19 protein-coding genes are annotated in these 24,602 nt (G+C 34.3%); 9 read left to right on the forward strand and 10 right to left on the reverse strand.

Features of this window, described 5'->3' with window-relative positions:
- Nucleotides 1-2: 2 nt before the first annotated feature.
- Together pdhA and IPO86_09390 are read right to left on the reverse strand one after the other, a co-directional pair.
- The gene (gene pdhA / locus IPO86_09385) at nt 3-1,040 is read right to left on the reverse strand and encodes a pyruvate dehydrogenase (acetyl-transferring) E1 component subunit alpha (GenBank protein ID MBK9728316.1); all 1,038 of its coding nucleotides are present in this window, start codon (nt 1,038-1,040) and stop codon (nt 3-5) included.
- Between the two features lie 60 nt (nt 1,041-1,100).
- On the reverse strand, nt 1,101-3,119 hold the full coding sequence (locus IPO86_09390; protein MBK9728317.1) for a S9 family peptidase: 2,019 nt from the start codon (nt 3,117-3,119) through the stop codon (nt 1,101-1,103).
- A 167-nt stretch (nt 3,120-3,286) separates the two neighbouring features.
- On the opposite strand from IPO86_09390, the gene IPO86_09395 reads away from it, so the two are divergent.
- The 3 genes from IPO86_09395 to IPO86_09405 all read left to right on the forward strand — a co-directional run bounded on the left by IPO86_09395 (nt 3,287) and on the right by IPO86_09405 (nt 5,716).
- On the forward strand, nt 3,287-4,387 hold the full coding sequence (locus IPO86_09395) for a DNA replication/repair protein RecF (GenBank protein ID MBK9728318.1): 1,101 nt from the start codon (nt 3,287-3,289) through the stop codon (nt 4,385-4,387).
- A gap of 26 nt (nt 4,388-4,413) precedes the next feature.
- Nucleotides 4,414-4,668: a DUF721 domain-containing protein gene (locus tag IPO86_09400; GenBank protein MBK9728319.1), complete on the forward strand. Its 255-nt coding sequence runs from the start codon at nt 4,414-4,416 to the stop codon at nt 4,666-4,668.
- 214 nt (nt 4,669-4,882) lie between these two features.
- The gene (locus IPO86_09405; GenBank protein ID MBK9728320.1) at nt 4,883-5,716 is read left to right on the forward strand and encodes a DUF2911 domain-containing protein; all 834 of its coding nucleotides are present in this window, start codon (nt 4,883-4,885) and stop codon (nt 5,714-5,716) included.
- 57 nt (nt 5,717-5,773) lie between these two features.
- On the opposite strand, the gene IPO86_09410 is transcribed toward IPO86_09405, so the two are convergent.
- On the reverse strand, nt 5,774-7,432 hold the full coding sequence (locus tag IPO86_09410; protein ID MBK9728321.1) for a sodium:solute symporter: 1,659 nt from the start codon (nt 7,430-7,432) through the stop codon (nt 5,774-5,776).
- A gap of 123 nt (nt 7,433-7,555) precedes the next feature.
- Entirely contained in the window at nt 7,556-10,033 is a 2,478-nt protein-coding gene (locus IPO86_09415; GenBank protein ID MBK9728322.1) for a PIG-L family deacetylase, read from the reverse strand.
- Nucleotides 10,034-10,124: 91 nt separating this feature from the next.
- On the opposite strand from IPO86_09415, the gene IPO86_09420 reads away from it, so the two are divergent.
- A complete protein-coding gene (locus IPO86_09420; protein MBK9728323.1) occupies nt 10,125-11,237 on the forward strand; it encodes a bifunctional 3-deoxy-7-phosphoheptulonate synthase/chorismate mutase type II in 1,113 nt (370 codons plus the stop codon).
- 99 nt (nt 11,238-11,336) lie between these two features.
- On the opposite strand, the gene IPO86_09425 is transcribed toward IPO86_09420, so the two are convergent.
- A complete protein-coding gene (locus tag IPO86_09425) occupies nt 11,337-12,182 on the reverse strand; it encodes a cupin-like domain-containing protein (GenBank protein MBK9728324.1) in 846 nt (281 codons plus the stop codon).
- 425 nt (nt 12,183-12,607) lie between these two features.
- Here IPO86_09425 and IPO86_09430 point away from each other — a divergent pair, with 425 nt between their 5' ends.
- The 3 genes from IPO86_09430 (at nt 12,608) to IPO86_09440 (ending at nt 14,526) form a co-directional block, all read left to right on the forward strand.
- The gene (locus tag IPO86_09430; protein ID MBK9728325.1) at nt 12,608-12,835 is read left to right on the forward strand and encodes a hypothetical protein; all 228 of its coding nucleotides are present in this window, start codon (nt 12,608-12,610) and stop codon (nt 12,833-12,835) included.
- Between the two features lie 225 nt (nt 12,836-13,060).
- Nucleotides 13,061-14,224 (forward strand): phosphoribosylformylglycinamidine cyclo-ligase, encoded by a 1,164-nt coding sequence (locus IPO86_09435; protein MBK9728326.1) that lies wholly within the window; start codon nt 13,061-13,063, stop codon nt 14,222-14,224.
- 5 nt (nt 14,225-14,229) lie between these two features.
- Nucleotides 14,230-14,526 (forward strand): hypothetical protein, encoded by a 297-nt coding sequence (locus tag IPO86_09440; GenBank protein ID MBK9728327.1) that lies wholly within the window; start codon nt 14,230-14,232, stop codon nt 14,524-14,526.
- Here the strand turns inward: IPO86_09440 and purB are convergent.
- From purB to IPO86_09465, 5 genes are all read right to left on the reverse strand, one after another.
- On the reverse strand, nt 14,523-15,857 hold the full coding sequence (purB, locus tag IPO86_09445) for an adenylosuccinate lyase (protein MBK9728328.1): 1,335 nt from the start codon (nt 15,855-15,857) through the stop codon (nt 14,523-14,525). The genes IPO86_09440 and purB overlap by 4 nt on opposite strands.
- Nucleotides 15,858-15,868: 11 nt before the next feature.
- Nucleotides 15,869-16,570: a TIGR02206 family membrane protein gene (locus tag IPO86_09450; GenBank protein MBK9728329.1), complete on the reverse strand. Its 702-nt coding sequence runs from the start codon at nt 16,568-16,570 to the stop codon at nt 15,869-15,871.
- A gap of 9 nt (nt 16,571-16,579) precedes the next feature.
- The gene (locus tag IPO86_09455; protein ID MBK9728330.1) at nt 16,580-17,164 is read right to left on the reverse strand and encodes a tRNA-(ms[2]io[6]A)-hydroxylase; all 585 of its coding nucleotides are present in this window, start codon (nt 17,162-17,164) and stop codon (nt 16,580-16,582) included.
- Nucleotides 17,165-17,363: 199 nt separating this feature from the next.
- Nucleotides 17,364-18,653, reverse strand: a complete 1,290-nt coding sequence (locus tag IPO86_09460) for an AAA family ATPase (GenBank protein MBK9728331.1) — start codon at nt 18,651-18,653, stop codon at nt 17,364-17,366.
- A 27-nt stretch (nt 18,654-18,680) separates the two neighbouring features.
- Complete coding sequence (locus IPO86_09465) at nt 18,681-19,694, reverse strand: endonuclease/exonuclease/phosphatase family protein (GenBank protein ID MBK9728332.1); 1,014 nt, start codon at nt 19,692-19,694, stop codon at nt 18,681-18,683.
- Between the two features lie 196 nt (nt 19,695-19,890).
- Here IPO86_09465 and IPO86_09470 point away from each other — a divergent pair, with 196 nt between their 5' ends.
- Together IPO86_09470 and IPO86_09475 are read left to right on the forward strand one after the other, a co-directional pair.
- Nucleotides 19,891-22,551, forward strand: coding sequence for a hypothetical protein (locus tag IPO86_09470; protein ID MBK9728333.1), 2,661 nt, complete (start codon nt 19,891-19,893; stop codon nt 22,549-22,551).
- A 13-nt stretch (nt 22,552-22,564) separates the two neighbouring features.
- A complete protein-coding gene (locus IPO86_09475) occupies nt 22,565-24,601 on the forward strand; it encodes a hypothetical protein (GenBank protein MBK9728334.1) in 2,037 nt (678 codons plus the stop codon).
- The last annotated feature ends 1 nt before the right edge of the window (nt 24,602 follow it).

Raw genomic sequence — 24,602 nt, forward strand, 5'->3', positions numbered from 1 at the left:
TATTAATCTTTTATAAATGGGTAGTCCGCTTCACTGTAGTTGTCATCATATAATGCAGTAGGTGGAGGAAATGCAGAAGATTCTGCAAATTCAACGGCTTCATCAATTTCTAGCTTGATTTTTTCATTTAAAGCATCGATTTCTGCTTGATTTGCAATATTTCCCTTTAAAATTTTAGTTTCTGTCATTAATAATGGATCCAATGTCTTGTAATGCTCAACTTCCTCTTTCGAACGATAACTTCCCGGATCTGAAACGGAATGCCCTCGATATCGATATGTTTTGATTTCAAGAAAATACGGACCATTACCACTCCGAATATGGGCTGCAGCTTTTGTTATAGCCTCATGTACGGCAATAGGATCCATCCCATCAACCGGCTCAGATGGCATATCAAAAGCAGCCCCGATTTTATATAATTCATGTACATTACTAGTGCGCTCGATAGAGGTACCCATTGCATAGCCATTATTTTCAAGGATATATAAGACTGGAAGCTTCCAAGTCATAGCCATATTAAAGGATTCATAAAGTGCTCCTTGTCTTGCCGCTCCATCACCAAACATGGTCACACAAAGATTTTTGGTTTCTTTATATTTTTCTGCGAATGCAATTCCGGTTCCAATAGGAATCTGGGCTCCAACAATGCCATTTCCACCAAAAAAGCGATGCTCCTTGGAGAAAAAATGCATAGAGCCGCCTTTACCTTTTACACAACCGGTTTCTTTTCCATAAAGTTCTGCCATACAAGCCTTTGCAGGAATTCCTCTGGAAATAGCATTGCCGTGCTGACGATATCCTGTAACTACTGCATCGTCTTTGGTTAATGCACTTACCATCCCGGCTGCTATTGCTTCCTGCCCAATATAAACATGACAAAAGCCCCGAATCTTTTGTTGGGAATAAAGCATCAAAGTGCGTTCTTCAAATCTTCGAATGCGAAGCATGGTTTCATACCAACCCATCCAAACAGATTTAGAATACTCGGAAGCTGGCTGTTTGTTAGTTTTAGCTTTAGGTCTTGTCAATACTTCAGACATAATTCAAATTTAGAATGCAAAAATAGTTTATTTATCAGGATCTCAAGTTTGGTTCCAGTTTTAAAGTGTTTCCTTCAACCAGCGATAAAATTCAGCTTGCCAGATAAGCCCATTTTGAACTTTCAAAATATGATGACCTTCATCCTGGAAATATAATAGGCGGGATTTAATATTATGCAATCTCGCTGCAGTATACGCTTCAAAGGCTTGGGTATCTGGTATTCTATAATCTTTGGCTCCTTGAATAATTAAAATCGGAGAAGTCCATTTGTTAATCCATTTATGAGGGGAAAACCTGGTATACGATTTTGGTAGCTTTTTTTGCCAATAAGATCCCTTTAAATCAAAATTTGCAAACCATAATTCTTCCGTACTGGCATACCAGGATTCAAGATTGTAACTTCCACAGTGGGAAATAAAACTTTTAAATCGACCTTCATGAATTCCAGCAAGCATAAATACAGAATAACCTCCAAAACTTGCTCCAACTGCTGCACGGCGGGACTTATCTACATATGGTTTTGTTGAAACCTGATCAATTGCCGATAAATAATCTTTCATACATTGGCCACCCCAATCTCCTGAAATCTGCTCGTTCCAGGCACTTCCCCAACCAGGCATTCCTCTTCGGTTTGGCGCAACGATGATATAGCCATTAGCAGCCATCAATTGGAAGTTCCAACGGAATGAATAATATTGAGTCAATGCACTCTGCGGACCTCCCTGGCAATATAATAGGGTAGGATACTTTTTATTAGGATCAAAATCTGGGGGAAAAATTACCCATGCTAACATGTTTTTACCATCTGTTGTTTTAATCCATTGTTTTTCAACTGTTCCCATTTTAATCTTGCTGTAAACTTCTGTGTTTACCTGAGTTATTTGTTTTGCTACACCAGTTGCAATATCAACTGAATAAATTTCAACAGCATGATTTATGTCAACACGATGGCAAATAATATATTGGTTGCTTAAACCAATGAGATAGTTGTAATCGTGATCGGTATTTGTAATTTGTCGGAATTTTGTTTCATTTCCTTTTTGAATATCGGTAGGAATCAGGAGCTCAAATAATTGGATTGTACCTCTGTAAGGCAAGCTGCAATAAAGTGCTTTGGAATCTTTACTCCAGATAAATTGGTTTACGGTTTCATCCCATTTTGCGGTAATTTTATTGCGCACTTTAGTTTGCAAATCCATAATGTAGATGTCATTTTTATCGGCTTCATAACCGTCTCTGGCCATGCTTGTCCAGGCTAAATATTTGCCATCTGGGGAGAATACCGGATTTTTATCATAACCTTGCAATCCATCACTAATATTTATTGTTTTGCCGGAGGCGACATCATATAAATAGATTTCAGAATTAGTACTTACGGCATAATCCTTACCAGTTTTTTTAACTGAAACATAGGCTAAAAATTTGCTGTCGGCACTCCAATTTATATCTTCCAAACCACCATCCGGCATAGTTGGACAATCATATGGTTCTTTAAACATGATATCTTTTTCATGTTGTAAGCCATCAGGTGACATTCTAGCTAAAAATATATGATTTGCATAACCATCTTCCCATTCTTTCCAATGGCGAAACATCAAATCATCATAAATTAAAGCAGTGGATTTAGATAATTCAGGGTATAAGTCTTGTTTTGGTGTATTCACTTTTACAGATCTTGAAAATGCAAGCCACATGCCATTAGGAGATGGTAATAGGTTCGAATATTCTAGTTTTTCAATTCCCAGTGATTTATTTATAAGTTGATGATGAATGATCCCATCATTTGAATACATTAAGTTTCCACCACTATCCAGACAGGCATTTCCTGCATAATTTTCTGCTTTTGACACTTGTTCACTTTGGCCGGTTTGCAGGTCACTTACATATAATTGTGTGTTTCCTTTGTTTTTGTCGGTTAAGTATCGGGTTACTGTATAATATACTTTTTTACCATCTTTAGATACCGTTTCTCCTTGCACACGACCCAATGACCACAATAATTCAGGCGTCATCAGCCCTTGTGAAAATCCAAAAACCGGCAGCAGAAAACATAGAAAAAGGAAGATTCTTTTGATCATTTTGTTGAAATTAAGCTTCAAAAATAATCCTTTCAACGCATTATTTATAAGCTTTAACGTTCAGATTGACTAGTCCAAACCTTTGGAATCAAACCAGAGCTTTGAATACCACAGGTATTTTACGATATTTGTGTTTCCTTTTAATTTCGGTTTAAGTTTCTGATATTTTGTATTTTAATCATTTATCAATTCTCAAGTTTAAGAATTTTTCAGATTTACAAATCGATTTAAATCCTGGATTTCATTTTATTACAGGTTTAAATGGATCCGGTAAAACCAATTTTTTAGATGCTCTTTATTATTTGTGTATGACCCGGGGATTTCGGAAATGTCCTGACAAATTAATAGTTCAACATGAGCAAGATTTCTTTAGATTAGAAGGTAGTCTACAAACAAAAAAGGGCATTCGCCAGGTAGTCATTAAATGCAAACCTCCGGTGTTAAAAGAAGTATTTTATGATGACAAAAAGTATTTAAAAATTACAGATCATCTGGGAAAGGTACCTGTTGTAATGATTGCTCCAGACGAGGTATACACGCTTATAAATGAACATGAAGAGCGAAGAAAATTTTTGAATCAAACCTTGTTGCAAATAGATAATCAGTACTTCGAACACCTATATGCGTACAATAAATTATTGAAACAACGGAATGCCGCTTTGAAACAAATGAAGATGGCTGGACGAATCAATTCACAATTGTTGGATGCTTTGGATTTTTCGCTTGTTCAACATGCAAATTATATTTATGTTAAAAGGAAAGAATTGGTTGAAAATTTAAATCCGGTTATAAAAAATTATGTTGAAAAAATTAGTGGTAATAAACAGGAATCTAATTTTACATACACTTCAGATGGGGGAGCGCAATACGCACAATTATTATTGGATTCCAGAGAAAAGGATTATTTTTCCTTACGTACAAATCGGGGAATTCATAAAGACCGGATTGATTGTTTGATGGGAGAGCATAGTTTGGGCGATTTAGGTTCTCAAGGGCAAATTAAAAGTTTTATTCTTGCTATGAAATTGGCGCAATTTAATTTTTTACAATCCACTTTAGGAATTACACCCATTGTTTTATTGGATGATATTTTTGCAAAATTGGATGCAGGTCGAGTCGAGAAATTACTTGCTTTACTTATTGAGGAACAAATATCGCAGTGTTTTATATCAGATACCCACCTCACCAGAGCGCAGGAATTGCGCAATATTCTAAATAAGGATGCCTATCTTTATCAAATTCAAGACAATCTGTTACACGCTATATGAAACACGACGAGCAAAATATACACGATTTGTTGAAAGTATTTTCTTCGCAAAAACACCTTAAAGACAAGCTATTGGATAAGAAAATAGAAGGCGTTTGGAAAAATCTATATGAAGGGATAGCACATTATACTACCCGGATACAGTTTAAAAGTGGGGTGTTATATGTATGGCTGAGTTCTTCCCCTTTACGCCATGAATTAAGCTTTAATAAAGCTAAAATTATAAATCAAGTCAATACAGCCTTAAAAGAAGAACTAATTAAGCAGTTGGAGTTGCGTTAAAAACTATTGTTCTTGTTCAGAAATATTCATTTGAAGCAAAAACCAACTGAATAAAAAGCATAATACGCACGTTGTAGCAATAACCATAGTCGAATATGTTTGTTTTCTTAATAGGGCAAATATATAACATATTATTAATATTCATAATATATTATTCATATAATTTTTGATCCATTTTAGTATTTTTGTGTTATTATTAAAAAAATGTAAAACCATGAAAAATCTTCTTATTTTATTAATTATTGCGGCATTTTTGCCTGCATATGCCCAGATTACGACTCCTGCACCAAGTCCAATGTGTAAATTGGAACAAAAAGTGGGTCTCGGAACAATTACTGTTGAATATTCCAGACCAGGTAAAAAGGACCGGATCGTTTTTGGTGATGTCGTTTCTTATGGAAAAACCTGGAGAACTGGTGCAAATGCCTGCACAAAAGTAACGTTTAGCGATGACGTAGAAATTGAAGGCGTAAAAGTTGCAAAAGGAAGTTATGCATTATTTTCAATTCCTGGTGAAAACCATTGGGAAGTTATGTTCTACAATGATATTACAGTTTCTGGTGTACCCGATAACTATGATATCACAAAAGAAGTAGCGCATATAAAGGTGACTCCTGAATTAATTCCTTATACTGTTGAAAGCTTTACAATTGATATCAATGAGATCCGGAATGAATCTGCAACTATGAATTTGATTTGGGAAACTACCATGGTCCCAATAAAATTGAGATTTGATACCGACAGTAAAGTGGTAAAAAATATTGAAAAAGTAATGAGCGGTCCAAGTAGTAATGATTATTATCAAGCTGCTCGTTATTATTATGATACCAATAAAGACATGAATGCTGCAATTCAATGGATCCAGAAATCAAATCAAATGGATGCTCAATTCTGGAAACTTAGAGTTGAATCCTTAATTTTAGCTCGTCTTGGCAGAAAAGCAGAAGCCATTGAAGCTGCTAATAAATCTAAAGCGAAAGCTATCGAAGCAAAAAATGATGAATATGTGAAAATGAATGAAATGTCCATTAAAGAATGGAGTAATTAAATAAAATAATGGTGGATTGTTGGTTAGTTTCTTCTGCTGACCAACAATCACCAACTTTTAAGAGGATTCATTTTTTTTGATTTTCTCAAAGAGAATACTAAGTCCCATTACCATTCCACAAGCAATTACATTATACCAGAGAAATCCTAAATTTGTATATTTAAAAAGTGCTATAATTGTAATCTGTGCAATAATTGCTGCATAAAACACTGCAGTTCCTTTTATAAATTTAAGGTAAAAGCCGGTAACAAAAATCCCCAGAACTGTACCATAAAAAAGTGAGCCAATAATATTTATAAATTGGATTAAATTCTCAAATAAAGTCGCATAAAGTGCAAATCCTATGGCTATAAAACCCCAGGCCGCAGTGAAAATTCTAGACCAAATGATATCCGTTGCAGATTTTGAATATTGAGGAAAATGACGTTTAAAAATATCTACCATGGTGGTGCCTGACAGGGCATTAATTTCTGCCGATATGGAGGACATAGCTGCACATAATATCACCGCAATCATTAAGCCAATAAATCCCTTTGGTAAATAATACAAGATATAATGTAAAAAAATATAATCCCGATCATTGGATTCTTGTCCTGGAATATTTTGTTTTACATAACTTCTTACTTCAGTTTGCAATCCCTGGCGATTTGTATTTAGAATTTCTAACGTTGATTTCATAGCAGGATTGGACAGATCTATAGGTAAGGTATTCGACAACTGATGGATACTATCATTTCGTTGATTCCAATTTAGAAAAAAGGTTTCATGGTTTAATTTTAATTCCTGTAATACTTTTTCATTGAAATGGATAGGCGTTTTCTGAAATTGAAAAACAACAAACAATAAAACGCCACATAATAAAATAAAAACTTGCATAGGAATTTTAAGAATTCCATTCATAATCAGCCCCATTCTGCTTTCGCGAATGTTCTTTCCACTGATGTAGCGTTGCACCTGTGATTGATCTGTTCCAAAATATGCAAGTGCTAAGAAAAATCCACCACTTATTCCTGCCCAGAAATTATATCTGCTATTAAAATCAAGATCAAAACTTACAGCATTCGTTTTGTTAGACCAACCTGCAATGGTCATAGCATCTGTAAATCCAATGCCTTGCGGTAAATTAAAGAGCATATAAACAAAAATGAATACCATGCCAATAAATATGACCGCCAATTGTTGCAATTGTGTTTGTGTTACAGCTTTGGATCCACCAGTTACCGTATAAAGAATCACCAGGATGCCAGATATAATATGTGTCCATTGAAGATTCCAGCCAAAAATCGAAGACAAAATAATACTCGGTGCATATAATGTAATGCCAGCTGCTAATCCTCTTTGTATTAGAAAAATAAATGCTGCAAAGGTCCTGGTTTTAACATCAAATCGCTGTTCAAGATATTCATAGGCTGTAAGTACTTTAAGCTTATAAAAATTTGGAATAAAAGTGACGCATATAACAATCATAGCTAATGGCAATCCAAAATAGAATTGAACAAATTGCATTCCATCAGAAAATCCTTGTCCTGTTGTAGAGATAAATGTGATTGCACTGGCTTGCGTTGCCATTACAGTAAATCCTACCTTCCACCAATTCGTGTTTTGATCGCCTAAAATATAATCTTGTAAGGATCCTTGATTTTTAGTCTTTAGCATGCCGTAAAGTCCAATAAAACCAAGTGTGCCAATTAGTACAATCCAGTCATAAATACTCATAGGTTTACAAAATGATTATTTTTTAAAATACATTGTAAATAACCAAAGTAAAAATACATAGACTGCAAGTAAAACTCCTACAAGCAAATAATACCGCTTCCAATTTGGTTCGACTGCCATGTATTAAAAACTAATAAGATTAGAAAATAAACGGTAAGAACCTGGAACACCTGCTTTTAATTGTCGGAACCAGGCTAGGGAGGAATATACAAACCAACCTTTGCCAACTTTTTTAATGAGGATTCCACTATTTAATGCTTTTTCTTTTGGATCGTTCATACTCAGTATTTCCTCATAGGATGCACTATATTTATTTGGAAAGTACAAACCCCGCTCTTGAATCCAATTATTGAAATCTGCAACAGTTATTTTATTCGGTGTGCTGAAAATAGGATGTTCAGGTTTTAAAATTCTTACTTCGGCCGTTTCATCTGTAACGCGATCTCTGGAAATTGACATGCTATCAGGGACAAAATTATCGGTTATAAGATCAGCGGTAGTATTATATTGAAATATTACTTTTCCACCTTCATTCATAAAGCGATCTAAATGTTTCTTGCAATTTTTTAACTCCTCCTGAGTGTTTAAAGCCCTAATGCCAAATAATAAAACATCATACTGTTGGATACTGAGTTGTGATAAATAAGAAGCAGGAATCTTAGTTATACCATAACCCATCTTTATCAACGCCTCATCAGCATAATCGCCAGCACCATCTATATAAGCAACCCGCTTTTTTTTGTTAATCAATATATCCGTATTTATAATTTTTATAGACGCTGGTATCAAAATATTCTGCCAGGGAATATGAGGATACTTTATGTTTTTATATTCATAGGCCTTTTGTTGATTGATAAGAATAGGAATTTCAATAAATGTTTCTGTTGTTGGATTGCAGCTGATTTCAAAATTTAATATTTGTTTATCTCCAGCTTTTTCAAGTGTATATGCAGCCTTCGCAGTGTTTGTGCTTTGCAGTTTAGCTTCTGCCAGGGAAATATAACCTTGTTGATTATCTTCATTCGCAGTTATTTGTATTTGAACATTCGCTTTATTTGATTTTGCAATAAATAGATTATCCACTTGCGTAATCGTAACAGCTGGAATGATATCAAGATTTTGTTTTACTTCACCTAAGACCGGGTCGTCGTTTTTATAAATAATGTCTCTTTCAATGATATAGTTTCTACTTAAGATTCGAATGGTAAATTTTGTTGTCAAACTTTTAGTAAGTACAGGGCGATGATGATTCTTTAAATCGTCAACTTCATACATGCCCCGATGTCGACCATTCCATAACCAAAATGGACTGGTTTTTTCAATTGATTGCGGTATTGAAATTTTAGTTGTCCAAAATATCGATTGATTCTTTGCAAATGCGATATTAAAAAGACTATCTTTTGAACAACTCGGAATTGAAATGGACTCAATTCGGGCCTCCACAGGACTCCGAACGATGCACTCAGAGCTTACCAAAATACTGCTACCTGGACTTGTAATCCATTTATCGGTAAAGGATTCGGCAAATATTCCGGCACAATCTAAAATGAGATTTTTTACTTCAGATAGTTTAATCCATTTCCAATGCGAATCTGAAAGTTCTTCTATATAGCGTTCGATTTTTTGTAATGCCGCAATGTTTTTCCAGGGTTCCTTGTAATTATAATTGAGAATCAAGGTATCGATAAGCTTATCAACATTTCCGCCTCCATTTATACGGGACCAACTTAGATCCAAGCCATCAAAGGGAGATTTATGTGAATTGTCCTTTGCTTGATCAATTCTCTCAAAATATTCAAAGACGCTTCCTCGACTCGAATTGATTCCAAATCCTTGGGATTTATGCATGCTTCTACTTTGTGCAGCAATTTCGTTATTAGAATAACCATAAGCAGGGTAGTAAGCACCCACATCAAGACTGTATAACCCGGATTTGTCCATAGCGTCAAATTTTTCTTTCCCACCAAAGAAAAACCAGGAGGTATTAAAAAATACACCTTGTACAATATGCATGTCTGTTCCTTTGAGTGCATCCAGTTTGTAAAGTGGGCTGTTTGAATATTTTGCAGCTTCAAAACCTAGAATTGCAGATGCAGTATGATGTCCATGCGTTTTGCCACTGGTGCGGTGATCAAAGCGATTTATAATGATATCAGGTTTAAATTCTCTGATTACCCGAATTACATCCAACAAAACACTATCATGATTCCAAAAACTAAAGGTTTCTTCAGCATTTTTGGAATATCCAAAATCATTTGCTCTGCTGAAATATTGTATACCCCCATCAATTTTTCTGGCTTCAATTAATTCATTCGTACGGATGACACCAAGATATTCGTCCAGCTCAGACCCGATTAAATTCTGTCCACCATCTCCTCTGGTTAAGGATAGATAAGCTGTATTTAATTTCAAATCTTTTGATAAACAAGTTATAAGTCTAGTGTTTTCATCATCAGGATGTGCAGCAATATAAAGTACAGATCCTAGCACTTTTAATTTTTGAATGCCTTCCAAAATTTCACCACTGGTTTTGGATTTTTGAGCAAACAGCGCACTAAGAGTAATGAAAATAAGGACACAGGTAATTTGAATTTGTCTCATATGAAATTAATTAGCCAGCAAAGATCATAATATTGGTGATTTTATGGCACCAAAAACCGTTTACATTTGTTGTTTATTAAATTTCCAATAAATGAAACCGGCTATAGCATTAAACGATAAAAGGAAAGGACTTATTCTAGGTCCATGTAGCGCAGAATCAGAAGAACAAATGGATGCCATTGCTCAAGCTATTCTTCATTTTAAAAGTGATTTTGTGAGAGCTGGACTATGGAAGCCTAGGACACGACCGGGTCATTTTCAAGGTATGGGAGCTGAAGCAATTCCCTGGCTTATCGGAATTCAAAAAAAATATAAGCTTAAAATTTGTACGGAAGTCGCTACAAGTCAACATGTTGAACTTGCCTTGAAAGCTGGATTTGATGCTCTTTGGATTGGTGCCAGAACAACCGTAAATCCATTTTATGTTCAGGATATTGCGGATGCCCTTAAAGGGGTTGATATTCCAGTTTTTGTAAAAAATCCAATCAATCCAGATCTCTTTTTATGGTTAGGTGCAATTGAAAGAATGCTTCAGGTTGGTATACAACGTGTTGCAGCCATTCATAGAGGATTTAGTTTCTACGGAAATTCAGTATACAGAAATGTACCCCGATGGCAAATTCCTATTGAGTTGCGCCGACGCATGCCAGATCTTCAAATGCTGGCGGATATCTCTCATATCAGTGGAAGACCAGATAATTTGTTGGAGATTGCTCAAATAGCCTACGATCTTAATTATGATGGACTTATGGTGGAAGTTCACAATCAACCAGAAAAGGCATTAAGCGATGCAGATCAACAAGTGACGGCCGACTTTCTTCAAACTGAAATATTGGATAAATTAATTCTTAGAAGTATTGCTTCCAATGATTTTGCATTCAATAAACAAATCGAAGCCATTCGAACAGGAATTGACGCTATTGATGAAGAAATCGTTCACTTATTAGCAAAAAGAATGTTACTTGCTGAACAAATCGGACTTGAAAAAAAAGAAAATTCCATAGCTATCTTTCAACCAAAACGATGGGATCAAATTGTGGTTAGGCTCTTAGAAATTGGTAAAAAGGAAGGTTTGAGTGAAGAATTTATTTTTTCTTTAATAGAAGCCATTCATATTGAATCTATTCAGCATCAGAGTCAGAAAATGAATAAGGAAATAGCTGTATTAGAAGAAGATTTATCAACCCGACTTAATCAGAAGTAAAAAAATCCCTTCCGGCAGTGGAAAGGATTCATTCAGTTTGGTTTTAACAGATACGAAGAGTATTCGTATGAAATCTTGTTGGCAAATTGTATGCCAGACTTATGTATCTAAATGAGCATTCCGTTTAGCCATTTTTAATTTTATGTCCATCCATTTGTTTCCAAGTGCATAATTAATACTTCTGTCAATCGCAAAGTGCTTGGCAAGTTGAACAGCGCCTTTTAATTTCAATCCAAAAGTATTAGATGCCCGAAAAGAAATTGAAAATCCTCCTTCTATATATTCTATATGATGCCAATACATACTAGGAATGAATAGCGTTTGTCCATGTTCAAGAATGGTTTCATATCCATGAATATATTTTAGACTTGGATATTTTGATTCATCCGGATCGATCATATCCACCAAACAACCTACAGTGAAAGGGACATGATGCAAGTATTTGGATTGTTGTTGATCAAATAGTAAGATTCGCTTGCGAGTTTGAAATTGAGTAAGAAAAACATGTGAACAATCTATATCATAATGAATTTTAGTGTAGGAACCTTGCCCTCCAAAAAACATAAACGGCAATTCATTATAAAAGCCATTCATGATGTTAAATTTTCGAATATCCTTGGCTAATTGAGGCGCATACTTAAAAATATTCCACAAAAAAATTCGCAAAGGAGTCTCTTTTGTCTGTATTAAATTCAAATAGTCTTTGAATTTCATAGTGGCAGTTGCAGACATATAACTTTTTCCACCTTTACTAAATGAACTATCAACAATGGGGACAATTAAATTACCATAGTGTTCTTTGAAGTAATCAATTGTCCAAAGAGTTTTTGCTGGCCAGTCATCAATTAAGTCTGTAAAAACAACAGGCTTTAATGGATCCAAATAATCAGTTTTAAAACGGTCTTTATTCAGGCCAGATACCTTGTCAATAGGGCTCAGGTTCATAAAAAGCGATTTGCATTGAAAGTCCTAAATAGGATCAACGAATAGCGCTAAAAATTAGTTCAATAAGCCCATCAAGAAAACGGATTATTATGGACGCTATGATTTATAAATAGTTGATTTTCATTTGGATGTTATAAATTATTTACAATAAATACATTCAAAATTAGCAATTTATTAATATGTATTTCACAAGCTTAAGTTGAATACAGATTTGATTTCAACAAGTTCTTAGCCGTCTATTTGAGTGCCTTAAATTGAGATTTAAACAGATAAAATATACGAATCAGCAAAACCAAAATTAATTGTTTTAGATTCTATGTTTTTATAAAGCCTCAAAAGTTATTATTCAGATTTTAAATTCGTACATTGAGTTCATTAATCTATTCTACAAGTTCTTAAATTTCAAACAATTTAAACGCATTAAAATGAAAAATAATACCTTTTTTCGAATCCTTTTTTCCATGATTTTTGGAATCTATCTCTTGGCACTTCCATCCTGTAAAACCAATCTTGAACCATCTATAACGGCGGCACAAAAGCAAGACACACTTTTCGTAGATCGAATGGACACGATCATTACGTTTGATCCGAATACACAAGTTGAAGGCATTAGAATAATAAAACTTACGGATACCATAATTCAGAAAAAATAGACCCTTATTAGTATTATTTGCTTTATTTCTAGTGCTTGAAAAATTTGATTGTTCAATGGCATTAGATTTTATTAAATTCTTTAAATTGTGTTGTCAATTTATTGACTTACAGTTAGTTAATTAGTTAATTATTAATTATTACCTATTAATTATTAATAAAATCCAGGTCTTCAACATATTCGTATATTGGCATCCTAAAGGATTCCTTGTAACTTTGCTAAACTTATGGTCAATAGATATCAGTCTTTAGGAGTATCAGCAGGGAAAGAAGATGTACATCATGCTATTCGGAATTTAGATAAAGGATTATTTCCAAATGCGTTTTGCAAAGTGTTACCAGATTATGTAGCTAAAGATCCTGATTTTGTCAATTTTATTCACGCCGATACAGCAGGAACAAAAACGAGTTTAGCATATTTATATTGGCTTGAAAATCCTGACCCGGCAATTTGGCATCATATTGCGCAAGATGCAATGGTTATGAACCTTGATGACCTTGCTTGTGTAGGCTGTATCCAGGACATCATTATTTCTTCAACCATTGGCAGAAATAAACACCTGATCTCCGGAGCCATAATTGAGCATTTAATCGAGGGTACTCAAGCCTTTATTAATAGCATGAAAGCGTTTGATATTCAGATTCATTCAGGCGGGGGAGAAACAGCCGATGTTGGTGATATCGTTCGCACCATTGATGTTGGCATAACAGCTTTTGGAAGAATTAATAAAACTCAACTCATAGTAAATAATATTCAAGCTGGTAATGTAATTATTGGTCTGGCTTCATCCGGCCAATCCATTTATGAGAACCAATATAATAGTGGTATCGGTTCAAATGGGCTCACAGCAGCAAGACATGATATTTTGAAAAAAAATTATGCAGCTATTGAAGCATCCTTTTCTCCAGAAACAAACAAGGAATTTGTGTATACGGGAAGTTATTCGCTTTCCGATTTATTTACCTACCAGTCTAATTCGTATTCAATTGGTTCTTTGTTATTGTCTCCTACACGCAGCTATATACCGATTCTGAATGTAATTTTGAATAATTTTCGAAGCAAAATAGATGGAATTATTCATTGCACTGGTGGTGCACAAACTAAAGTTAAGAAATTTATTTCAGGAGTGCGTGTTGTAAAGAATAATTTATTTCCTTTGCCACCTGTTTTTGAATTATTAAAGCAACATACTTTATGTTCACCTGCTGAAATGTATGAAGTTTATAATATGGGCCATAGACTTGAAATTTATACAAGTCCTGAAGTAGCGGAGGAGATTATTGCAATTTCAAAATCCTTTGAAGTCGATGCTCAAATTATTGGTCACGTAGAAGCGAGTCCTGAAACAGAAATCATTATTAATTCTTCCTTGGGTGAATTTAAATATTAGATACAATGTCAATTGAACCGGGCAAAGAGTTACTTTGGAAATATGCAATGGACCAATGCAGTGAGCAGGAAGTTGCATTTGTAGAAACATGGATCCATTCCAGTGAAGAAAATTATATGGAGTTTGAACGCATCAAATTGTATATGCAAAATAATAATGCTGAAATGGATACAAAAGAACAAATTAAACAAGCAGAAATTGCGGAAGATATTAAATTTTCAGTAAAAAATTATGCCTTGCCAATTCTTTTAATTTTGATCGTACTTTTATTATTTGGTTTATTTTATTTTATAAAAAATTAAGATTTAGGACCAATATAATTTTGAGGGTTTAGGTTTTTTAATTCTAGTTTTACTGCTTCGGAAATATTTAAGTGATTAATAAAATTATGTAAATCTTCTCGTGTAATACTGGTTTTTCCTCGGGTTAAATCTTTCAGTGCTTCATACGGATTTTCATATGCTTCTCTACGTAAAATAGTTTGTACCGCTTCTGCTAGAATGATCCATTGTTGATCTAATTCGTGTTCAATTTTCGGATTATTTAAGACCAGTTTATGAATGCCAGTTTGGATCGATAATAAGCTTAAATAAGTATGTGCAATAGGGACTCCAAGGTTTCTTAAAACAGTACTGTCGGTAAGATCTCTTTGAAGTCTGGAGATGGGTAATTTTTCAGCCAAATGAGATGCAAGTGCAGTTGAAATTCCTAAATTTCCCTCTGCATTTTCAAAATCAATAGGATTTACTTTATGAGGCATGGCAGAAGACCCAATCTCTCCGGCTTTTGTTTGTTGGGTGAAATATTCAAGCGAAATATAAGTCCAAATATCCCTGCAAAAATCAATTAATATAGAGTTTAAGCGAATCAATATATGACACCATTCTGCAATTTCGTCATAATGTGCAATTTGCGTTGTGTATTGTTGCCTTCCTATACCTAAGTTGTTTTCTAAAAATTGATTCGCCCAAGCTGGCCAATCTATTTGAGGAAAAGCTGCAAAATGTGCATTGAAATTACCCGTTGCGCCACCAAATTTACCGGAATACTGGAAGTTTTGTAATTGTATAATTTGTTTATTTAAACGTTCAGAATAAACGAGAAGCTCTTTTCCCATCGTAGTAGGTGTTGCAGGCTGCCCATGAGTTCGGGCTAACATAGCAACCGGTTTCCATTGAATGCCGCGTTCATTAATTAAATTTAAAGTATCGGATAATTTAGGTAACATTAAATTGATGGTAAAGTCCCGAAGTAAGATTGGAATTGCCGTATTATTAATATCCTGAGAAGTTAAAGCAAAATGTATGTATTCTTTTAAGGATGCTAATTGAATTGTTTCAAATTGTTGTTTAAGAAAATATTCGACAGCTTTAACATCATGATTTGTTATTTTCTCTATTTCTTTTATTTGTTCAGCATCAGAAATTGAAAATGCGGATACAATATTTCTTAGTTTTTCTTTTTCGGTTGAATTTAATGTATTACTTATCGGGAGCGTATCCAGGAGGTGTATAAAATACTCAATTTCTACATAGAGCCTGTATTTAATAAGTCCGTACTCCGAAAAATAAGGACTTAATTCATGAAGTTTATTTTGATATCTTCCATCTAATGGAGAAATTGCTGTAAGCATATACTGAAAAATTAAATTGTCTGTTTTTGATATTTGAATTTACGGGTAAGCCAATAAATTAATAAAATATGAAGTAATCCAAATATTTGAAAACCTACTAAATGCATAGGGTAAGGCCTTAGGATCATAGGATTGTTTGCAATAGGAGCGCGCATTAAATAGATATAATTTGAATCTAAAACGAGATTAATGAAATAGACACAAATTAAAATGAAGTTTCCAAAAAGAAAAACGCGTAACCAGGAGCCAGTTCTCGGAACCATTTTTAAAACAAAATAACCATATAAGGGTACGAATATAATGGCAGCATGACTGAAATAAAAATCAACCAAAAAATAAGGTGAAAAACCATGGGTCAATTCCGGTGTAATTAAACTTTGAATAGCACCAGCTAAACTAAGCATAATCAGAAATTCAAATAAAAAGGCACTGGGTTTTAATAAAAAGATGATTAAAAAAATATAGGAAATATTACATAAATGAAACGGTAAGGAATCTTGAATTGTAAACTGACCTTGTTGGATAGTATAAGCAAACAAATAGATTTCACGAATGATAAAAACACCTGCGAGGGCACGTCGATAATTCATTTCAAAACCTTTTCGCATGGCGTATTGTCCAAACCATAACAAGGTACTAAATACAAGGACGCTTAAGACAATTCCCCAAATCCAGAACTCAGATAAAATTGGAACTACATAATGTTCTTGCATAGATTTTATTTAATGAAGCGCTGGCCTGATTTCAAGATTGCGAACAATTTCTGATTCTATGTCAATCCACCGTGCTAATCGAGGATACACCTGGGTTTCAGGAAAATAGTGCAATGCCATTTTAACATATAGGTGTCCGTGTTTAGCTTCTGAAGTCCAAAGCATTTTGTAAAAGGATTTGAGCTCACCGGAGTCCAAATGTTCAGACACTAATTTAAATCGTTCTGCACCTCTGGTTTCAGCAACGGAGGCGATTAATAAACGATCTAAAAATCGTTCATTAACCCCTGAATGGGCTTCCTTAATCAAAGCTTTTATATATGGATCCTCACCCATACCGGATGGAAGTTGAATTTTTCTGCTCTCCATAAGTTTGTAGACAAGTTGAAAATGCTCTAATTCTTCAAGTGCAGTCTCAATTAGCGCTGGAATAATTTCAATTCGGTTTGGATATTTAGCTATAAAGCTTAAGGCCATTGCGGATGCTTTGCGCTCGCAATCAGCGTGATCCTGAAGAAAACGATCAAAAGAAGTAATAACGGATTTAATCCAGGCTTCAGGACTCGGAAATTTAATATCTAAATTGAGCTTCAATAGATTCTATTCAAATTAACTAGCCGAAAACATAAAATACATTAAAAGCATTAAGACGACAGCAACAGCAATCAATATGTAAAAGAAGTTTTTTTCGCTTTTCTTTGATTCTGTTTTGCTAGGTTTATGTGGATGGGTCATAACAAGGTTTTAGTTTTGCTCAAATTTATAAACTATTTCTGTCAAAAGTTTATGCCCTTTATTGATATTTCCTTAAAAAGTCAATTACCCGCTCATCTGTTCGGATATCTTTCCAGCTTAAAGCTTGCTTTAAAACGATGCCTTCCAGGGACTTGCACCTGCTGAGCGCTACATAAGCTTGCCCATGTTCGAAAGCTCCACGGCCAAAATCAATTATAATTTTCTCAAAGGTTTTACCTTGGCTTTTGTGAATTGTAATAGCCCAGGCAAGTCGTACAGGAAACTGACTAAACGTTCCAATAACTTCAGTCTTTAACTCTGCATTTTTACCAGAACTCATTTTGTAACGAATAATTTCCCATACAAATCGTTCAATTTCAAGAGGCTTTGATTCATTTTCAAGCAGTATTTGAATGGTCTTGTCATTTAATTTAATAACCACCCCTAAACTGCCATTGACAAAGCGCTTGTTTGGATCATTGCGAACCAACATAATTTGTGCACCTTCTTTTAAAACCATATGTTCTTCAACCGGATATTGGTTTGCAAGAACTTGACCTGTTATATGTGCAGTATATATTTTACTTTCAGTGGAAAGTTGATTTAATCGGTTTGTGTTTATAAAATTTGCAGACTGATTGGTGCTTGTCAATGTCAGTATTAAATGATCCTGTTCTATGAATTGATTATGGAAACAGGTCGTATTAATTTCAAGCAATTCTTCTTCGTCAATAGTATTCATCCTGATTTTTTCAAGAAGTTTGATAAACATTGGATTTGATTGACGAAAGACCTGCCCCAATTCTATTAATTCAAAATTTTTCAATTGTTTAAAAACGGTAGCAGAAAAAAAATACGGGCTTGCATATTTTGTTGAAAAATATTCTTTCTCATAGGCTGTACTTACCACAGGTGGGAGCTGAAACAAATCTCCAGTCCAAAGCATAGCCTTGCCGCCAAAGGGCTCATCCAGCATTGCAGATTGGCGTAAAAGTTGATCTATATGGTCCAGAATATCTGCTCTGACCATTGAAATTTCATCAATGAAAATCAAATCAATTTTATCAAGTAAATTTTTAGGTATTAATTTATAATCTTGTTTACTTATCCAGGAGGGTGGAAATTTAAAAAAGCTATGAATAGTTTGACCTTTAATTTGAACTGCAGCTACACCGGTTGGAGCTAAAAAAATTACTTTTTTTTCTGAAAGTTTTCGAAACAACTGAATTAATGTTGATTTCCCAGTTCCTGCTTTGCCAGTTATAAAAAGACATCCTTTCAAATGATCAATTTGATCTAAAGCATAATGGTGCTCATCACTTAATATAAAAGGCGTTTCAACTGCCATTGAATGTTTGCAAAAACTGGGTTTTGTTTATTCGATTCTAAAATAACACAATACCGGAAAATGATCGCTGTAACCACCAATATATTGATTTCCGGAAAAAGTGCGCTTAGGATAGTTTTTGAAATGACCTTCTTTTTCCATCATAAAATCTCTGCGAAAAATTTTATGATTAAAAAATTGTAAAGAATTTGGTCCTGATTTTTTAAGTAGACTTTTGGAAATGAGAATTTGATCAAATAAACTCCAGGCATCCTGATATGCTGTCGATCCTTCACCTTTAATATAATTATCATAAAACGGATTTAGGAAGTCATTCTCTTGGAGCCCTTTAGGTTTAGCTTTAGCAGAGACTCCTGAAATCAAACTTGCATTATCTGGATTGTCGTTTAAGTCACCCATAATTAAAATACCAGCATCTGGATCCACACTCCTTATAGAATCTGCTAACATTTTATTTGTTTTGGCTGCAATCACCCGATATTCTCTTGTGGCTTCTTCGCCACCTCTTCTGGATGGCCAATGATTTACAAAAACGTAAATATTCTGAGAACCGATTTTTCCTTTTACTAATAAAATATCTCTGGTTAGTCGGGGTTTCCCATCTTTTTCGAAAATAGGAACCTTGAATGATTTGGAGTTTAGGACCGTGAAATATTTCGGCTTGTATAAAAGGGCAACATCTACACCTCTTAGATCTGGAGAATCGAAATGAACGATTTTATAATATTTATCCTTAAGTTCCGCAGTTTGAATCAGGTCTTCTAAAACTTTCCGATTTTCAATCTCACTCACTCCCAATAAAACAAGCGGATCTGCTCCGTTTGAATTTTCTAAACTCGAAATAACACGGGCCATGTTATTTAATTTGTCAGCATATTTTTCCGGAGTCCAGTTTTTCGCCCCGGTTGGTGTAAATTCAATATCATCTGTGATGGTGTCATCAATGGTATCAAACAGATTTTCAAGGTTATAGAAACCCATCGCTAGAGTTGTCGTTTGACTATGCAGTTCTGCGTTTGACCATAGACCGGTGCATAACATAACTATAATATTCCAAGTCCTTAAAATTTTGTTACTTTGAGGCTTCATGATTTCTAATTTCATGCAAATAAACGAAAAACAGGTCTTAAAAGCTCGAAAGATGGTGTTAAACAAAGTTTATTTCTGTTTCTTTTTGATTAGTTTTTATTTTTCTCAAAGTTTTGCTCAGCAATTGAATGGTCGTATTCTAAATACAATGAACCAAAAGCCAATTTCATTAGCCGTGATAAATGAGCAAAATTCAGGTCAAATAGTCTATTCAGATGCTGATGGTAATTTTAGTCTGGATCCATTAAAAATTAATAATTTAATGAATCTTCAGGTTTCTTTTGAAGGATTTGAATTGTTTTCTATCGAATTAAAAGAATCCGATTGGAATCCAATAATGCAGGAATTCTTTTTATATCCGGCAACCATTTCCGATTACAAACTTGTTGAATTTTCAGGAACAAGTTCAGAAGATGAAAATTCTGAATCGGATGTTTATAGTCTATTATCGTCTGCGGATGATCCAATTTTAGAAGCTGCAAGCTTTCAATTTAGTTTATTTCGATATCGTTTAAAGGGGATTGAACAAAATTATGAGCAATTAGGCTTGAATGGATTTCTTTTAAATGATCCAATTTCAGGCAGATTACCATATTATTTGTTTTCCGGACAAAATTTGATTACCAAATACAGTGAAGTATATCGGAATTTTAAGGAAAATCCTTTTGATTATGGATCATCAGGTGTTGCACAGTGGGTCAATGCGAATCCTGCAGCCTTTAAAAATGAGTTCTTTGTCCGTTATGCAATTTCAAATAGAGCCTATAATCATAAATTGGATTTAAATTATGCAACCGGAGAGTTAGCAAATGGTTGGTCATTTTTAATTGGAGCCAATCGCAGATGGGCCCAGGAAGCTTTTATACCAGGGTCATTTTATGATGCATGGGGAGCATATCTTGGCATTTCAAAACGAATCGCAAAAAATCATAATTTTCAATTGTTAGTGATGGGCGCTCCTTCTCGCAGAGGTAAAGCCAGTCCTGCTACGAAAGAAGTTTATGCTTTAGCCGGTGATAATTATTACAATTCCTATTGGGGTTTTCAGCAAGGAGAAAAGAGAAATTCAAGGGAAGCTAATTATTCAACACCCATGGCACTGTTGAATTATAGCTGGGATGTAAAGGAGAATTTAAAATTTACATCCGGAATTATGGGTTTGACAGGAAAGCGTTCAGATTCTCAACTGGATTGGTTTAATGCACCAGATCCAAGACCCGATTATTACCAAAAACTGCCTTCCTATATTCAAGATAGCACAGTATCCAATGCAGTTGTAGCTGCCTGGAAAAATGATGTGAATACACGTCAAATTGATTGGAATCAATTGTATTTTGCGAATTATGGAAATATAGAAACCATTCAAGGTGTGAATGGAAATCCAACTGCTACCGTTACCGGTAAACGTTCTGTTTATTGGCTTCGAGACAAACATTTTGATCCAACAGAATTAGAACATTTTGGAAACCTTAAATGGTTTAATAAAAGAAATGAATTTATAGCAGGATATCGAATGGAGTTTTCTAAAACTGAATTTTATCTGAAAGCTAGAGATTTATTAGGTGGAGATTTTTTTGTGGATCTTGAAGATTTTGCGGATTTGCCATCTCAACAGCATCCGGACATCAGTCAAATAAATCATATTGTAAAAAAAGATGAAATTTATGGATATCATTATGAAGCTAAGAATCAAAATTTTAACTTTTTTGGAAACTATATTTATACTGGGAAGTTTATCGATCTAAGTTTTGGTGCAAACTATACTGCAAATTCATTTTCAAGAAATGGAAAATTCCAAAATGCAATTTTCAATAATTCTTTAGGTGAATCGGACCGGGTTCATCAGAATGGGGTAGGAGGAAAAGGATTAATTACCTTGAAATTAAACGGACGTAATTATATTCGAACTAACCTTGCGTTACAAAAATTGCCTAATCGATTTGATCAGGTTTTTATAAATCCTGAATGGCGGGCAGACCAACTCCAAATAACAGATAAAACCACCGTTCAATATATTGATTTAAGTTATTTTTATAGATCACCAGAATTCAAATTTGAAATCAGTCCTTATTATGCAACCTATAAAGATCAAATTGTAAATCGGAATTTTTTCCTGGATGAGCAATTAGAATCTGCAGAAAATATTGAATTAACAGATGGTGGTTTAATTAGTGCTTTTTACACAGGTCTTAATCAACGACATATAGGCTTCGAAACTTCATTCGAACTAAAATTAGGCAGAGGATTTGAAGTATCCGGAGTTTATAATGTTGGAGATCATATTTATACCTCGAGACCTGAATTGATTATTTTTGATAAATTCAGCCAATCAAATTCGCAGCATACAATATATTTGAAGAACTTTTATGTTCCAGGCTCTGCACTTCAAGCAGCTTGTTTGAATCTTAAATACGATTTTAAAAGGAATGGGTTTGCAGTATTAAGTGCAAATTTTGTGAGTGACCAATATTTAGAACCCAATCCATTGCGAAGAATTCCACAAGCTGTAAAAGAACTGGATCCAGAAAGTGATCAGTTTAATAAAATTATAAATCAGGAAAAATTACCTTCCGTGGTTTATTTGAATGCCTTTGTATATAAGAGTTTTGAGATTTTTAAAGAACGGTTTGCAATTTCTTTAAGTGTCAATAATGTTCTTAATAAAAAAGGTATTGTTTCCGGTGGATTTGAACAATATCGCTTTGATTATCAAGATAAAAATCCAGATAAATTTCCTTCTAAATATTATTATTTGCAAGGATTTAATTATTATTTAGGAGTAAGTTGGAAATATGATTTTAAAAAATAAAAAGATTCTTTCTATGAAGAAGCTATTATATAGTCTTGTTTTGTTTTCGATTTGTGCACTTTCATGCATTGATCATGATTTTGATGCTCCACCTCAAGTGACCGATGACATTGGGTTTCAACCAAATTCATCCATTGCAGCATTAAAGACAAAGTTCGTTGCTGGTAAATTCATCGATATCACGGATGACTTATTAATTCATGCAATTATAGTAGCAGATGATAAAAGCGGGAACTTTTATAAGACACTTGTAATTCAGGATTCAACAGGTGGTATAGAGTTAAAAATTAATCGTACAGGTTTGTATGCGAATTTTCCGGTAGGAATGAAAATTGGCTTAAGATGCAAAGGACTAACCATTGGCGATTATAATGGATTAATACAAATTGGACAAGGAACTTATCAAAATGGTAATTTTACAAATCTTTCTGGTATTGAAGACGCACTCGTAGATCGCTATGTTTTTAAAGGTCCGAGAAATCAAGTAATTACGCCTAAAAAAAGAACCATTCCTGCATTGATAGCACAAGATCTAAGTACATTGATTCAATTAGATGATTTGGAATTTATTCGTTCCGATACAGGTAAAACTTTTGCAGATATTATTGGAAAGAATCCATCAAATTTAATGCTAACCGATTGTGCTGGAAATGAAATTATTTTAAGAACCAGCGACTTTGCAGATTTTGCTGGTACTACAGTGCCACCAACAAATGGTTCTATAGTGGTGATCCTTAGTAAATTTAAATCGGATGCACAGCTTTATATACGCACCATCAATGATATTCAATTTTCTAAACCTGCATGCAAAGGAGGATCTGGAGGAAATGGAGCTTTAATTAATATTCTCGACCTTCGTAAATTATTTACAGGAACCATCACAAATGCACCCGATTTAACAAAGATAATAGGTACCGTAATTAGTGACCGGGTGAATCAAAATACAACTTCAAGAAATTTACAATTGCAGGATCAAACTGGTGGAATTACAGTTCGATTTTCTGCAAATCATAGTTTTAGTGTTGGAGATCAAATTGAAATCAATGTTTCCAAACAAGAGTTGTCAGAATTTGATGGCTTACTTCAAGTGAATAATGTTGATTTATTAAATGCAAAAAAATTAGGGACACTTACGGTGGTGCCCTCAAAGAAAACGATCGCTCAGATAGTTGCTGATTTTGAAAATTTGGAATCAACTCTTGTTGAACTTACAGATGTTGCCATCTCAAAATCCAGTGGTGCATCTTATTCCGGCACCTGTACAATAAAAGATGCATCTGGTATGATGGATTTATATACTCGGTCTGCAGCATTATTTGCAAATGATAATTTCCCTACTGGCAATGTAAAAATTATTGGTATCGTAACTCAAGGTGGTGCTGGTTTGAGTAAACAAGTAGCAATCCGTACAACAAGCGATGTAAGTGGCGGTGGAACTGGTGGTACTCCTGAACTCATTTCACTAAAAGATATTCGGGCAACTTTTTTAGGTACCATAACCACAGTTGCAAGTAATAAAAAAATACGCGCCACCGTAATTAGTGATAAAGACAATATGAATACAACTACAAAAAATATCCATATTGAAGATGCAAGTGGAGGTATTGTGGTGAGATTTACGGTAGATCATTCATTTAGCCTGGGGGACGAATTAGAAATTAATGTTTCAAATCAGGAATTATCAGAATTCAGCGGTTTATTGCAGGTAAATAATGTACCATTGGCAAATGCTACTAAAATTGGAACCAATACGATAATTCCTGTAGTTAAAACTATTGCTGAGATTTTAAATAATTTTGAAAGTCTGGAATCTACTTTAGTAGAAGTGTCTGATATTGCGATTTCTAAAGCTAGTGGAACAACATATTCTGGTACCTGTATTCTTTCTGATGGTACCGGTACAATGGATTTATTTACGCGTTCGCAAGCAAGTTTTTCAGGAACTAATTTTCAAACCAGTAAAGTGAAAATTGTTGCATTTGTGAATCAAGGTGGAGCATTGCTTTCTAAGCAGCTTTCTATCCGTAAAATTACTGATATTACACCATGAT

The sequence above is a fragment of the Saprospiraceae bacterium genome, assembly GCA_016717265.1.
Lineage (GTDB): Bacteria > Bacteroidota > Bacteroidia > Chitinophagales > Saprospiraceae > Vicinibacter.